Raw genomic sequence first — 14,674 nt, 5'->3', positions numbered from 1 at the left:
GAAAAAGTGGTCACGGCATTTCAATTCAGTTATTCGATCACATCAGGGCTCGATCGACAGTTGGTCGGCTTTGACCCATCGAACCAGATGCTTGCCGGAAGCTGTGACGTAGTCGACATAGGCCCACCCGGCAGGCGACTGCTTCAATACCGTCACCGTATCGTTCTGGACTAGATAGGCGCGGCTCGCGTGGCTATCATCGGGTGCCGTATAGAGCGTTGCATTATGTGCCGACACAGTCGCCGCACGGTGCCGGTCATCCGCGACTGCAGACTCTAACGTATGTGCCGCGCCGTCGTTGGCATTCGACAGTGCGGCGTCTATCAATCGCGCATCGTTGCTCGCGCCTGCGGCATGCAAAGCAGTTGCAATCTTTTGATAGGCCTCGCGATTAATGGACGACAGCGGATCGCACCGCAAGAGATTGTCCGCACCGGAATCGTCGTCGATTACTAATCGTACCGGCTGACCGGCGCTGATGAAGCGCAGCAGCCTGCTCGCCGACGGACGATCGCGCTTCAGCATCACGTTCGTTTGATCCTCCGTTCCCCACTGTGCGGGCTGGCCAGCTTGCCAGCCCGCTCCGCATATCGCACCAGTTTGATCGGCGGTAATACACCCCGTGCGTATCTCAATGACAGGACAGTACTCCCGGCTCAGAACGGACTCCGCTTGCCCCGGCCCAGACGATACCGTCCCCGATTCGACTCGCCCTACAACAACAAATTGGCCGGACGGCGAAATATCGCTCTCGCTCGGCGGTTCAATTGCAGCCCCGCCAGCGTTCGTTTTGCCAGTTCTTGGCAGCAGGCTGAACGTCGCTCCGTTCGGGAAATAAAATACTGCCTGTTGCCAGGACCGCTCGGCCAATGGTGCTTGAGGGTTCGATGCGTTGCCGTAAAGAATGGCTGCCCCACCCGGTAGAGCGAAGCGGAATGTGGACGATGTTTCGGAGGCAAGTGATGGCGTAGCAGCGCCGTTGGTCAGGAGAAAAGCGGTGGCAATCCCCGTGCCGATACGAACAGCATCCAAGCAAACTAAGCTGATTCGAAACTGCAGGTTACTTGTCTTCATAGATTTTGAAGTCTTCTTTCTCAAGATGGCATTCCCAAGGCTTGGACCAGATGCTGATATCTTCCCGGCGCGACCGACTCGCCGTTGACTTGCGCCATAGAGCGCGATGGCCCGTAATCTTGCAGGATACTTGTTTCGTATGCAGACCTGTTCGCCCCCCATTCTGCCGGATTGTGCGACGCCTGCGGATTGTGTTGAAAAAAGCGATCCAACGAAGTTTTCATACTGACTGGTGTTGCACGGGGCCAGTTGACGTCCTGATCCAGCACGGTCGCACGGCCGAGCGCTGACTGAAGATAATCCTTGATCGGATAAGCGTAGCCGCTAGGTGTCTTGTTGATAGCCTGATTAAGCCGATCGACGAAGTCCTTGATTTGCAGCTCTTGGTATAGCGGTGACGACACAGCGTGCGCCATCGACGCGACAGGCGGGCAGTTGACCGGCTTGCCAAAAGTGGAGATGGAGCAATCGCGCCGTAACGCAGTGTAAAGCTCGTCACCAATGATCCGGGCGCCACTCGTAAATGTCGAATGCGCGTACCCCAGCGAAGCATCGCTGCCCGAACCGGTAACGGTCCAGCCGCAATTAGCAAAATACCGTTGGTACTCAGCAGGATGCGCGTCTCGAAACGCAGCGATCTGGGTGGCCAGTTCGCCTTGGCTTGCCGAACCACGGATGGTCTTCTGCATTGCCCCAGCGCTGATGATTGCTACATCGATCGCTTGAACCGTATCCACCTTGCCTTCATTCTGCGACATGGCGCGCAGAATCCTTTCCTCGGTCTCGCTTAGGGTCCCGTTGGTCCGCATCGTCGCCAACGCCGGACAGTTGCCCAGCGAGATCGAACCCGAATGCTGCGGGCCATACCAAGACGTATTCGCATCCTTCTTGAAGCGCGTTCCGGTCACCGTTACGCAGCAGCCGCAAGCACAAGCGTCGGGATCGAAGAAATTCCCCACGATCCCCACCGGATGCAAATGATAGACACTCGGTGCCGACACGGGATTCAGTGCCGCCTGGCAAGCATCCCACATCTGCAACAGCTTGATCCGCTCTTTCTCCGTCTTCCAATAGGGCAGACCATCATGCATAAAAGAGTCGAGCGCGTCCCATTTGCTCATCGGGCCGCCCCACTCGCTCTCGTATTTCACGACCAAATGATCGATACGACTCGCGCGCCATTTCAGGTCCAATGCAGAGAGCAGACTCCGTCCACCGATCTTGCCTTGCGGGTCGCTCCTTGGCGTCAGAATCTCATCAAGCTTTGCGATCAGCGCATCGCTTTTCGCCGTGTTGAAACTCGCCTCGAACGCGCTCTTTTCGTCTGCAGTTGCGTTGTCGCCTTTCAGGTAAAGGTAACGTTTGTACATATCGGCTGTCGTCAGATTCGACGACAGCAATTCAAATCCGGCCCATGCCCATTTGTTCTGCAGCGAGACATTCGGCTGTCCGGATGCGCAAACGAACCCTTTGACCGTCTTCATACTGGCATCGCCCGCATCGACCTCGTACCACTTGCTCTTCTTGTCGTCCAAATGTTCGGTCAGACCGGCGATATTAACAACGCGCGTGTAGTCGCTGCTTCCAGTGGGCGCCGCCGACAACGACAACGGAAAGGAATTCCATGCGCGTCGTGAGTCTTTGCTTGCCAGCTCACTGCGCAAAATCCAGTAATCCGTTGCGCTGTTGGCGCCAGCCGCCTTGGCCTGCACCTTGGTCCACATGCCCGTCTGTGGTGCGTCTTTCGCAACCGTCACCGCAGTGTTCGCGGGCAACGTAAAATCGCCATCGGTCTTACAGCCGTACAGATTCGCCCCTTTCGACAGCACCAGTTGTGTCTTTGGCTCCTGCGTCAACTGCGCCGCACGCGCGCGGCTGCGCGCTAAAAACGCCTGTAAATCGTCGCCTGCGAACACCTCGACATGCAGCAACGCACGTTGCGGACTCGGCGGCAAAGTCGACGTATGCTCGACATTCTGATATTCACCCAGATAGCCGATCACGTCACCGGCACCAATGCGTACCGGCGTGGGCAGCACATAAACGCTGTCGAGGGCCGCAGGATCGATCTCGCCATCGAGCCACGGGATAAATACCCAGCCATGCGACGCATCCGCCGGCGCCTCTTTTCCGGGCACAAGCGGGACGATGCCACCGGAAACGATGCTGGCAATGCGCCCCCAGTTCTTCGGCGCATGTGCCAGACGTTGAAGTTTAACTTTGCTGCCCGACGGCAAAATTCCAATGTTCTCGCCTACATGGCCATGGTTGTCGCGATGCACATGCGAGCCTTTGATCGGCTCCCCGTCCTTGACGTTCTCTTGCTTATCGGTAGCGCGCTTCTCGTTGACGGTGTAAAGCGGTTCGGCGTTGTAGTAACTCGGCCAGGTCTTTTTGTTCTTGTCCTGTTCCGAATGCTTGTATACCGTGCAAGGCGCCAAATGCATGTATAAGCTGAAAAAGACCAGCGAATCTGCCGGGTCCGTGCTCAACTTGTTCGGTTGGTTGTTCGCGGGCGTCTGCGACGGAGTGCCAGTTGGATGCGACGCATTGTTAGGCGCATTCGGCGCATTCGCCGGCACCGCGGGCAAGGTCAGCCTATGTTTGACCAAGGTGAAGCTTCGCGAATATAGCGCCGTCGATTTGTCTGGATAAGACAAATGCTGGTAGTCGCTATCGAGCCGGTAAGCCACGACCACACCGTCCGCGATACACCGTACGCCGCCGCTGCGGTCCATTGCGCTTTCGCCTGCCGTCGGCGACGCGCCGATCTCATCTAGATGAATCCCGCCATGCCATAGACCGTTCAAGCCCAAAGGGAAGGCGCCATCGCTGCCCTGGAGTGCGGCCAGATAGGCGTCCGGGTCCACTGTTCCTGCCGCATTTTTCTGTGGAAAGGGATAGGCCCATTGCGAGACCGGGGTCAACGTATCGCCATTGTCGGCTGCCATGCTGTTGGTTTCCTGATTATGCTCATAAAAGCACCGTGGGTGCGCAGGGCGTCCTGCTCGCTCCACGAAGCGCTTATCCCGAGAACGAGGTAGAACGCTTTGGTTTGCCGTCCGCCGCTACCCATGACGGGAAGTTCGTGTCCAGGCGCGTCGGTCCCGAGAAATTGTGCGCCGTCCCCTTCACATCGACCGTCCCAGGCGCGTGGATCTGGATATTGCCGTCGGCGATCCGGATATAGGCGCCGCCACTCGTCAGCAAAATTCCCGTCTTTGCCGAGATTGTGACCATATCGGTCGCCGAAATTACCGTCAGCCCTTTCTGCGCCGCCAGTTCGATTGCATCCGACTGCGCTTGCAGCTGCACGGGGCCCTTGCCAGCAAACAATTTGATGCCAGCGTTCTGCGCGAAGAGACTTATTTTCTCCGCCACGCTCGCCACGAGTGACTTCCCGGTGGCAATAAACGTGCTTTTCCCGCTCACTAAATTAGTTTGCTGATCACTCGCCAAATGCACTGACTGCTGCGTCGACAGCGCAATACCAGACGGACTCGCAACCAGCATCACAGGCGACTTGAACGCGTTCGCATTGCCGGTGCCACCTCCAGCCGTTCTACCACCAGACGATGCCCCACCCTGCGCACTGCTCTGTGTCGCATCGGTAAAGGACTTGAGCGCATCGTGCCCGTCACTGAGACTCTCCGCCTGATGCGCCTCACTAGCCTGCGACATCGACTCAACCACGCTCTTGGCGCCCATGAGTTGCTGTCTGGCCTCGCTCACGTCCAGTTGCTGGCTGCCAGCCTGTTTAGGATGCGTCGTGACGTACAGCCCCTGCGAAGCACGCACCGCACCGTACGAATCCGTCTTCAGATCGAATCCTGATCCAAGGTATGAACCGCGCGTATTTCCGCTCTGGTCGATCAGATACCCCAGATGAAGCACACTGTTCCCCGTACTGCTGTACAACCTCGCCCGATTCTGCCCCGTCGCATCGTCGAGCACCATTTCATTAAAGCCGGAACCCGAATACTCCTTCGACCGGTAGCCCGAGAGAATACCGTTGCTGTGCCACTGCGGCTGGACACTCCCGTTGTAGACGCGATGCAGGACGATGGGCCGATCGCAATCTCCGCCCACATACCCGATCAGCACTTCTTCACCGACCCGAGGAACGTGAACGCTCCCGTAACCGCCGCCCGTATCCGACTGCGCGACCCGCACCCAACACGAAGCACCCGCATCTCCGGAATTCTGCCGGTCCCAGATGAACATCACCTTCACCCGGTTCAGTTCGTCCGTGTAGACCTCTTCGCCCTGCGGACCGACGACGATAGCCGTCTCCAGGTGCATTTCTGGCTTCTTGTGCTCGAACGGGCTGCGGTACGGAACCGTCACGCGCTGCGCTTCGACTTCGACCAGATAAAAACCTGCGGAACCGTCTTCCTGGGTAACAGTTTCTCCGGTGTGCCCGGATTTGGCCCTCGCCAGTTCGTTCTGCAAGCTGTGCGGAAAGCTCGCTTCGTGGTCCGAAAGCGGCAGGTTGTTCTCGATGTACCGGCGCACCTTGATTGCCGCGAATTCCCGCTGGCCCGCCGGATCGTGATCGTGCTCCGGGTGACCGGTCAGTTCGAAGCGCAGTCCCGCATCCATACCGCGAACGCCACCCGCCGCATAGAACCGTTTGGCACGCGACTCCCATTCTTCCAGATGAACTCTTGAAAGGTGTTCGCCACGAGTCTGGTCCGAGTATGTATATGCACCGGTATATTCGTAGACCTCAGCTTGCTCGGGCAGATTCCCCTGGTTCGCCATCGTCGGCAGCGTTGTCCCTTTGGGATTGACCGCGGACGACGGCGTCTTGTAGTCGAAAGTGCGCGTCGTGTGCACGGTGCTTTGCAACGTGCGCGAGCCCGACCACTGCGTAAAGGCGTCCGTTTCGCTGCCAGTGCCGGACCGGTAGAACGTAACCGGATTAGGCGACACCTCGTCGAGCGAATGAATGTCGTCGGTCACGACCAACGTATGTGACTTGCCGTCCTTGGCCTGACGCCAGAAGCCGAACAGACCCTCTTCTTCTAACAACCGGTGAATAAAATTCCAGTCGGTTTCGCTCTGGCGACAATACGAGCGTTGCGGCAGCGGCTTGCTCAAGGCGAACTGGAACTGGCCGCGCGCCTGTGGATGCTCGTTGAATACGTCCGTCATGATGGCGTCGGCGCTCTTGTCCTGCCAGTACCGCATGTCGCTGCGGAACCTAAGAAAGTGCATCCATGAGGCGTAGGTCAGCTGGTAACTCGTGAAGCTGCCATCTGCGCCGAGCCTTCGGGCCGTATGAATATAGCCGTTGACCGGAAGATAGGACTTGTCCGCTTGCTGAATCCACAGCGTCATTGGCTGCGCAATGAGTTTCTTGAGTTCGATGTCGCCCGCCGTGGACACCAGATCGAGCGTGCCACTGAAATCGCGCCCCAGCTCCGAACAAAGAACCGCCCTGCGCGGCACGAGCGCACTATCCGGCAAGGCTGGAATATCGGTCTTGATCAGGCGGTCCTGCTGGATCAGACCGCCCTGAATGACCTGAACAAGTTCAGTGAGATTCATGCTCAACCCGCATCATCGGTCTTCACACCCAGCATCTCGCGAATCTGCGCGAGCGTGCCATCGTCTTTCACCACGGACGAAAGCCACTTGTGCAGCGGCATTTCCGCCCATTCCGCCGCCTTGTCCGCGAGATAGGCGGCGGGGCTATGCGGTTCGGTCTCGCGAAAGAAGACAGCAACCGCGCGCAGTTGCGCAACGGCTTCGGCACGGCTCTGTATGCCCGCGTACGCGCGTACCGGCATTCGAATCGGATTCGCCATGGTGTCCTCAACGGCCAAAGGTGTCTTGAAGCTTGGTTCCGCGCGTTCGACAGCCACGGGCGAAGCGGCCGGCTGCACGGCAGGCTCCAAGGCCTCCGCATTCAGGTTCACGCCCACGTCACGCGCGAACCGCTCCGCAAGTCCATACACGCTCTCGTTGGCCTCGCGCGCTTGCCGGAAGCTCGGCGCCGCATCACCGGCTCGCGCCTCGAGCACCATATCGAGCGCAGCGAGAGAGGCTTCGAATGCTTTCAACTGCGTGAGCAACGTTCGATAGAACGAAGCCGGCGTGGCCCGCTTCGAGGCGTCGATCTGCTCCACCGAAGGCTTGCCGCGCGCGATATCGTCTGCGTGATCCGGATCGCGCTTGACGGCCTGCGCGACGTGCATCGCGACATCCCAATCGATCGCGCTGAAAGCCACACCCGACTGCGTGAGCGGCACCGAACGCAGCAATTCCGCCGTGCGGCCCGCAAGCCACGCGACATTGCCGAGGCGGTACTCGGTATCGTCACCTTCCGGTAGCGGATGCACCTGCTCCCAATACTGCTCGACCAGTCCGCTCAGGAGCGCATAGCCCTGCGTGAGCCCCGGCACGCCCTCCTGAATCGCGAGCGCCTCGGTAAGCCACACGGCGAGCCGCAAGTCCTTCGTCTGCGTGCGCAGCAACGCCGTGCAGCGTTCGACGACGAAAGGCCAGTCGGCTTCCTTGATCTCGGTGATCCACTCGCCCTGGTCGAGCGACGGGTCATCGAAGCGGCGTGCATGCTGGATCGCGTCGAAATCCGTCGAAAACAGCAGGTCGGCGCCGCACGGCGACGCTTCATTAATGGGCGCTAGCAGCGCGGTCGTGTCAGTCGACATGGCGTTCTACAGAAGGGCTAAGGCGTCGGGCTTCGAGCGAAGCATGGGGGTCGCGTATCAACGTCATGGTCATTGCACCGCGTACTTGAACTCACCCGCATCATCGGCGCGCACGCTCACGCGCGCGAGCGACGTGCCCTGCGCGATGCGCTCCAGAACCTGCTGTGCGAGTTCCGGCAAGAGCGTGCCGTTCAGAATGTGATCGACGTTGCGCGCGCCCGAATCGACTTCGGTACATCGCGCAAGCACCGCATCGACGAGTGACTCGTCCCATTCGAATGTGGCGCCGTGGTTTGCCTCGACGCGGCGGCGAATGCGCTCGAGCTTCAGCTCGATGATCTCCGCGAGCACGTCGTCGGAAATCGGGTAGTACGGCACGACTTTCATGCGGCCGAGGAAAGCGGGCTTGAACGACTTGTACAGTTGCGGGCGCAGCAACTCTGCCAGCGCTTCAGCGTCAGGCAGTTCTTCAACGGACTTGTTCAGGCAGGCCTGCATGACCGCAGTCGAGCCCACATTCGACGTGAGGATGATGAGCGTATTGCGAAAGTCGATCGCACGGCCTTCGGCGTCGTCCATCGTGCCTTTGTCGAAGACCTGAAAGAACATTTCCAGCACGTCGGGATGGGCCTTTTCCACTTCATCGAGCAGCACGACCGAATACGGGTTCCGGCGCACCGCCTCGGTCAGCACGCCACCCTCGCCATAGCCTACATAGCCGGGCGGCGAGCCCTTCAGGCCCGATACGCTGTGCGCCTCCTGATACTCGCTCATGTTGATGGTGATGAGCTTGCGCTCGCCGCCGTACAGAATGTCGGCCAATGCGAGCGCCGTCTCCGTCTTGCCCACGCCGGACGGTCCCACGAACATGAAGACGCCACGTGGCTTGTTCGGGTCCTCCAGATTCGCGCCCGCCGTGCGCACGCGCTGCGCGATGGCTTCTAGCGCATGATCCTGGCCGATCACGCGCTCGGCCAGCAGCGGATGAAGATTCAGCATGGTCTGGATCTCGTCCTTCACCATGCGGCCCAGCGGAATCCCGGTCCATGACGCGACGATTTCCGCCACCACGTGTGCGTCGACCTGCAGCGGCACCATCGGCGCGTTCTCCTGCAGCGCGTGCAGGCGCGCGATGAGCGGCGGCAACGATTCGCGCGCGGCATCGGCTTCGCGCATTCGTTCGGATGACGTACTGTCTTCGCGCGCCGCGTCGATCTGGCCACGCAGTTTCGTGATCTGCGCCACGAGTTCGCGCTCCTCGGCGTGGCGCGCCTCGCTTTCTGCCAGTTCGCGAGCGGCAGTGTCCCGCGCCTCGCGCAGCGCCACGAGGCGCCCCTCATGCTCGGCGCCATGCACGGTTTCCCGCTCGAGCGAGGCGATCTCCGCTTCGATACGTTCGATGCGCTTCTTGCCGTCATCGATCGCACCAGGCGTCGCGCCCTGCGCGAGCGCCACTCTGGCGCACGCGGTATCGAGCACGCTCACGGCCTTATCGGGCAGTTGCCGCGCGCTGATATACCGGTGGGAAATCCGCACGGCCTCGGTAATCGCCTCGTCGAGAATGCGCACGTCGAAGTGGCGCTCCATGAGCCCCACCATGCCGCGCAGCATGGCCGCCGCGAGCGTTTCGTCGGGCTCCTCGATCTTGACCACCTGAAAACGCCGCGCCAGTGCCGCATCTTTCTCGAAGTAACGCTTGTACTCGCTCCACGTCGTCGCGGCGATCGTGCGCAGCTCGCCACGCGCGAGCGCGGGCTTGAGCAGGTTCGCCGCATCGTTCTGGCCGGCCTGACCGCCTGCGCCGATGATCGTATGCGCCTCGTCGATGAAGAGCACAATGGGCTGCGCACTCTTCTTGACCTCGTCGATCACGCTTTTCAGACGGTTCTCGAACTCGCCCTTCACGCTCGCGCCGGCCTGCAGCGACCCCATGTCCAGCACGCGCAGCGCAACGCCGCTCAGCGCCTCTGGCACATCGCCCGCGGCGATGCGCAGTGCGAGCCCTTCCACCACGGCCGTCTTGCCCACGCCCGGCTCGCCGGTGAGGATCGGGTTGTTCTGGCGGCGGCGCATCAAGATATCGATCGTCTGGCGGATCTCCGCTTCGCGCCCGATCACCGGGTCGACAAACCCTTCGCGCGCACGCTGGGTCAGGTCAGTCGTGTAGGTGTCGAGAGCGGGCGTTTTCGACGCAGCGACACTTGTTGCGCTTCCGACCTCGCCACCAGCTTCTGCCGCGCCTTCGACAGGCTCGACCTCGACCGAACCGAGCGTCACTTCATCAAAACGATGCTTGAGTTCGCCGACAGGAATCTCAGCGAAACGCGTCGATATGCGCTGCGCGAACTGCGCAAGATCGGGCGCGCTCAAGAGCGCGAGCAGCAGATGACCGGAACGGATGCGCCCGATCTGCGAGTCGAGCGACGCGATCAGCCAGGCCTGCTCGAACAGCGCGATCAGATGCGGGGAGAACACCGGTGTGCGCGTGTTGCCCGTCTTGAGGCGTTGCAGTTCGCGTTCCAGATCCGCACGCAGCGCATGCGCATCGACGCGCGACGCACGCAGCACGCATACGAGGTCGCTGGCCGGTTCCTCGAGCAGCGCGAGGAGCACATGTTCGAGGTCCACTTCGTAGTGCCCGCGCGACAGGCACGCACTGGCCGCACGCTCGGTAGCCAGCCGGCAAGTCGTGTTCAGCTTCGCGATCAGGGTTTTCAGGGGCGTGCTCATGTCGTCCGGTCCGGCCTCGGGTCTCGTGTATTCAATGAATGACGTGCAGTTCGTAGCGTGCGTCGCGGCGCTCGCGGTCGGCTTCGTGCGTGCAAAGGAAAGCATCCCAGCCCAGACGCGCGCCGGCGCCCAGGCGGCTCGGCCCGACTTCCTCGCGGCGCAGCACCAGCAGCACCTCGTATTCGAGCGTCACGCGCGCGAGCAGCGTGAGCATGCGTTCGAGCGCGAGCGCGTGTTCCGCGCCCGGCAGGAAAGCCTCATAGTCGGCCTTCGAAAGCGGCCCGATCACCAGGCGCGCACGCATGTCGCGCTGCCAGACGCGCTCGCCCGCAAGCGCCGTTGCACCGAGCATCACGTTGCGCTGGCCGAGCATGGAAAGCTGGTCGGGCGGCACGTCGTACCACTTGCCCACGAACTGCTCGACCTGCACGGGCACGCCGAAATAGTCGGAGAGCGTCTGGCGCAGATACGCGGCGGAAACCGGCTGATGACGCGCGGCCACCGCATGCCCCGCGATCGCCTCGTCGAAGAGCGCGCCGCCGCCGTCCTGCAGGCTCTCGCGCGACGCGTCGTTGGCCACGCCCGCAAGCGCGAGCAGCAGTGGCAGATAGCGTTCGTCGCGATCGAGTTCGTAGTGCAACGGCAGCCGGTACTTTTTCCACGCCGAATAGAACAGCGCCGTGGCGCGGTTCGAGAACACGTCGAAAAACTCGCGTGCCGCGCGGTCGCGCCGCAATTGCTCGCGCGCGACGATCTGCTCGGTGTAGTTCAGCGGCAGCGCGCCTTGCGCGCCCAGCAGCCCGAAGAACGCGGGCGTGAGATCCACGCGTTCGAGTTCGCCTGCATCGAGCGCCGCCGTGCGCTGGCCGGCATCGGCCAGCGGCGCGCCAGCCGCGTCATAAGACACGGCACCCGCGATCTCGCTGGCAGGAAACGCGAGCGACAGCGTGTTGCGAAAGCCGATACGCTGTGGGAGCACGTCACGCTGCCGCGCGCCGGCCTTGTCGACGAACCAGCGTTCAAGCAGGCGCACCGCCTGGAAAAAACCAAAGCGGTGCGGCTCATCGAGCAGCCGCTCGATTACGCCAGAATCGATTCGCCGCTGCGGGGGCTGCATCGCATGATCTCCTCGCCGGTGCGCCGCGAAACGACGACCAGTTGCACGAAGCTGTTGATGTGCACGTAAAGCCCGAAAAACACGTCGATGACGCGTACGAACGTTCCGAGGCTCGTGCCGACGAAGTGATCCTCATCGACGGTCAGGCGGATTTCGATGCCGCGCACAAAGGTCGCGAACGGCTTGCCGGGCAGCCATTGCACGGCGGCGCGCTGCTCGACGTCGACGATGCCGTCCACGTGCCGCGCCGAAACCGCCGTGCGCCGCAGGTCATAGAGCGCGAGCATTTCCTTGAGCGTCGTGGCGCCGTGGTTCACGAGCGAGACGTGATTGAGCGCGAGATGCGAAATGAGCCGCCAGTGCGCGGCCTGGCGGCGCTCGAAGCGCACGCACGGCGTCGGCCGCATCAGGAGCGCGATGCTGCTCGCCATCGCGCCGCCCTCCAGAAACAGATCGCCGCCTTCGAGCCCGGTCGCGAGCGCAGTGGGCAAATCGCGGTTGGTACAGGTCAGATCGAGGCTCAATGTTTCGTTTTGCTCGGTATCGACTTCGAAGTCGATATCGACGATCGAGATTTCGGTTTCGTAGCCCGGACTCTTTTGCGCGACGGCTTCGTCGCGCCGGGCGAACCAGTAGTGGCCGGCCCGCATCGATTCGCCATGCCGCAGCGAATAAAAAGGCCGGAACTCGACGACCGTTTCTTCGTGTGCACGTTGCCGCACCAGTTGCACGGAGTCGATCGAATAAACTTCATAGGCGAACGCTCGCCGGCCCTCCGCCACCACCGGATACGAGACCGCCTGATGATCGAGGCGAATCGGCTCGCCGTGCTGCTTGAAGAGGTTCACCACGGGCGTGCAGAAAAGCCGCAGATGATGCGCCGCGAGTGCGTCGAGCAACCGTGCCACGTGCGAGTCGCCGCGCACGTCCTTGAGCACGATATGAAGCGTGAGTCGCTGGCAGCGGCCCGCCGCGGCGGTCATTGCCGCGAGGTCGAAGTCCACGAAATCGAACTTGTCCGGAAACGCAAAATACTCCGTGAGCAAGCGGTACGCAGGGTGCGATTTCGCGGGATAGTCGATCAGCGCGTCAGCCGCGTCGAAGCCGGCTTGCGCGAACGGCAGCGCGGAGAGCGCACGCCAGCGGCCATTGCGTTCGGGCTCGGCGTACGCGGCGATCGCGTGCACGAAGAGGCAATCGCCGAGCGCCGCGATGAACGACTGCTCGCCGTGCAGGTACGTGCGCAGCCCGCCGCTTCTCCACGCAGAGAGGTCGAACTGCGGCGACGTCGACTCGAACGTGATCGACAGGACGCCGGTTGCATTCGGCGGGAGCACGGTCGCGCTCGGTGCGATCGCCGTCGGCACGTAGCGCGCCTCCGAAATGCGGATCGGCGCGAGTGTCACGTCATAGGCGGTGCGAAAGCGGCATTGCACGCCGCGGATCGGCCGGGACTTCAGTTCCGTGCCGCGCTCGATCACGGCCGGCTCGGTGAGATTGCCGAGCGCGCCCGCGGCGCCGAACTGGGCGATCGAGCACGAGGGGAATGGGCGCAAATAATGCGGGTAGAGCACCTCCAGCAGCGCCTCGGTGAACTCCGGGTAGTCGTCGTCGAGTCGCTTGTTGATGCGCGCGCCGAGCAACGCGAACGATTCGATCATCCGCTCGACGTGCGGGTCTTCGCAGTGCTCGCCTGTCATCGCGAGGCGGGCCGCGATCTTCGGGTAGCGCTGGGCGAATTCGCGCGAATAACGCCGCAGGAACGACAATTCGCGCTCGTAATACGGCAACAGCTCTTCCATCGGTACGCTCCCGCCCCCCAAAACTACCTTTGTGTCATGCCATGTCGCGCGCCGCCGGTCGCGGCCGCGTCATGCTTTTGCGCGTGCGCGCGTGACCGAATACTGCAGCGTCGATGGCTGCAGCATCGCGTCGAAACTCACCGGCTCTTGCGCCGGATGCACCACTAACAACGCCTGAATCGCGAAGTACAGTGCGTTGGTCGAGCGCTCGTTCAGTTCGAGCGTCACCGTTACGCGCTGCAAACGCGGCTCGTGCCGCTCGATCGCCTGCTGGATCGACTTGCAGATGAACGCGCGGTCGTAATGACTCGCGAGGCTCAAGCCAGCGAAATCGTTCAGCCCGTAGGTCAGGATCGAACGGCGGCACTCGGGCAACATCGCGAGTTCGTGCTCGGTGAACGCGATGCGCGAATTCAGGATCGACTCCAGATCGCGCGCAACGGTCGCCTTGAGCTCTTCGATCGAGAACTGCCGCAATGCCGCCGGTGCCGGCGAATGCGGATCGTCGTCGAAGAGCTTGTCAAGCAGTCCTGGCTCGAAACGCTTCATCGGTTCAAATAGAGTCGGTCAGCCAGATGAGACCGGCGCAGGCATTGCACGCGATCGCGCGCGCCGCCTGCGCACGCCGCGTCAGACCGCGTAGGTCTTGTCGTTCTTCGTGAGGCTCCATGCGCCTTGCGCATTGCCGCCCTGGTTGCCGCCGATCTTCTGCTGCGTGTACTTCCACTGCACGGCCGCATACTTCAGCGAAAACTGCTCCGTGGGCAGCCCTTCGCCGACCACTTCCGGCGTGATGCTGGAAATGATCACGTATTTGAGCTTGATTTCGAGGTACTTGATGCGGTTACCCTCGCCGTCCGAGCGCATGAAGTCGATCGTGACTTCGTCGAAGGTCGTGCCGCCCGAAGCGTGCTGATAGAGCAGCGGGCTCACCACGTCGATGTCCTTCAGGAAGCGCATGTCGGCATGCTCGCAGCGCTCGACCGTGTGACCGCCCGCCGTCGAGGCCGTTGCCGAACGCGGCTGCAGAATCGAGTGATTCCACGAATCGATTTCGATCCAGCCAGCATGGTCCTTGTCCTGCGACTCGCCCTTGATGGCCGGATTGCCGAATTTTAGATAGATGTCCTTCATAACGCCTCGACTCCCCAGAGTGGTGGTTTACGGTAGTTTGCTAACGCGGGCCCGAGGGCGATGCCCCCGGGTTGCTTCCCGGTGCGATCCGCTGGATAGCGGACCGCTCCTGCTCAACTCAGTTGCGCGCTCGCGCGGTT

Annotated in this window: 9 protein-coding genes; all 9 read right to left on the bottom strand. The window is 61.6% G+C overall.

Annotation, left to right across the window (positions count from 1 at the left end; all coding sequences use genetic code 11):
- Positions 1-42: 42 nt before the first annotated feature.
- The gene (locus AB3X98_RS05350) at positions 43-1,098 is read right to left on the bottom strand and encodes a hypothetical protein (RefSeq protein ID WP_368604415.1); all 1,056 of its coding nucleotides are present in this window, start codon (positions 1,096-1,098) and stop codon (positions 43-45) included.
- Positions 1,095-4,025, bottom strand: coding sequence for a hypothetical protein (locus tag AB3X98_RS05345; protein WP_368604416.1), 2,931 nt, complete (start codon positions 4,023-4,025; stop codon positions 1,095-1,097). The genes AB3X98_RS05350 and AB3X98_RS05345 overlap by 4 nt, the downstream gene beginning before the upstream one ends.
- Before the next feature lie 73 nt (positions 4,026-4,098).
- Positions 4,099-6,627 (bottom strand): type VI secretion system Vgr family protein, encoded by a 2,529-nt coding sequence (locus AB3X98_RS05340; protein WP_368604417.1) that lies wholly within the window; start codon positions 6,625-6,627, stop codon positions 4,099-4,101.
- A gap of 2 nt (positions 6,628-6,629) precedes the next feature.
- On the bottom strand, positions 6,630-7,751 hold the full coding sequence (tssA, locus tag AB3X98_RS05335) for a type VI secretion system protein TssA (protein ID WP_368604418.1): 1,122 nt from the start codon (positions 7,749-7,751) through the stop codon (positions 6,630-6,632).
- Positions 7,752-7,820: 69 nt separating this feature from the next.
- A complete protein-coding gene (gene tssH, locus AB3X98_RS05330) occupies positions 7,821-10,481 on the bottom strand; it encodes a type VI secretion system ATPase TssH (RefSeq protein ID WP_368604419.1) in 2,661 nt (886 codons plus the stop codon).
- Between the two features lie 31 nt (positions 10,482-10,512).
- Positions 10,513-11,598 (bottom strand): type VI secretion system baseplate subunit TssG, encoded by a 1,086-nt coding sequence (gene tssG / locus AB3X98_RS05325; protein ID WP_342948799.1) that lies wholly within the window; start codon positions 11,596-11,598, stop codon positions 10,513-10,515.
- Positions 11,562-13,400 (bottom strand): type VI secretion system baseplate subunit TssF, encoded by a 1,839-nt coding sequence (gene tssF / locus AB3X98_RS05320; protein ID WP_368604420.1) that lies wholly within the window; start codon positions 13,398-13,400, stop codon positions 11,562-11,564. Before tssF ends, tssG begins: the two co-directional genes overlap by 37 nt.
- A 69-nt stretch (positions 13,401-13,469) precedes the next feature.
- Positions 13,470-13,949 carry a type VI secretion system baseplate subunit TssE gene (gene tssE, locus AB3X98_RS05315; RefSeq protein ID WP_069266628.1) on the bottom strand — a complete coding sequence of 160 codons (480 nt, stop codon included), beginning with the start codon at positions 13,947-13,949 and terminating at the stop codon, positions 13,470-13,472.
- 81 nt (positions 13,950-14,030) lie between these two features.
- Positions 14,031-14,534, bottom strand: a complete 504-nt coding sequence (locus AB3X98_RS05310) for a type VI secretion system tube protein Hcp (protein WP_028206760.1) — start codon at positions 14,532-14,534, stop codon at positions 14,031-14,033.
- Positions 14,535-14,674: the final 140 nt, after the last annotated feature.

It is taken from the genome of Paraburkholderia sp. BR14312, assembly GCF_040948675.1.
In the GTDB taxonomy this organism is placed as follows: Bacteria; Pseudomonadota; Gammaproteobacteria; order Burkholderiales; family Burkholderiaceae; genus Paraburkholderia; species Paraburkholderia nodosa_A.
This window is presented reverse-complemented; position numbering and strand designations above follow the sequence as displayed.